This window comes from Mesorhizobium sp. M2A.F.Ca.ET.067.02.1.1 (assembly GCF_004023285.1).
In the GTDB taxonomy this organism is placed as follows: domain Bacteria; phylum Pseudomonadota; class Alphaproteobacteria; order Rhizobiales; family Rhizobiaceae; genus Mesorhizobium.
The window spans coordinates 1-467 of sequence record NZ_RZSB01001424.1 but is presented as its reverse complement, the minus strand read 5'-3'; the positions used below and the strand labels follow the sequence as shown (position 1 = coordinate 467).

1 protein-coding gene is annotated in these 467 nt (G+C 70.0%); it reads left to right on the top strand.

Annotation, left to right across the window (positions count from 1 at the left end; translation table 11 throughout):
• Positions 1–467 (top strand): amidase family protein (locus tag EOA28_RS38155; RefSeq protein WP_245501718.1); only part of this gene is annotated, 467 nt, incomplete at both ends.

Sequence of the window (467 nt, the reverse complement as noted above, 5' to 3'; positions counted from 1 at the left end):
TGCAGCCGGTCCCGCTTGCGACCGTGCGCATCGGCATTCCGCGCGGCGTCTTGTTCGGCGAGACGCAAGCCGAGGTCGCGGAAGCTTTCGAGGCCTGCATCGACAGGATCGGGCAGGCTGGCGCCGGCGCCGTCGATTTGCCCATCGACGATCTCATCGCCGAAATGCGCGCCGCGACCAGACGCGGCACGATCGCCTCAATGGAGGGCGCCGAAGTGCATGCCGACTGGCTGGCGAGCGGCGCCTCCGTGCCGGTCGATCCGCATGTCACCGGGCCGTTGTCGCGCGCGCTGTCGGTTCCCGCCTCGGCCTACATCCGCACGATCCGCCGTCGCGGCGAGCTTGCGACGGCGATGGCGGAACGGCTGGAGGCGGTCGACGTGCTGGCGTTGCCGACCGTTCCGATCGTCACGCCTTCCATTGCCGCCATGGCCGGCGACGAAGCGTTGCGCGACAGGACGGAAGGG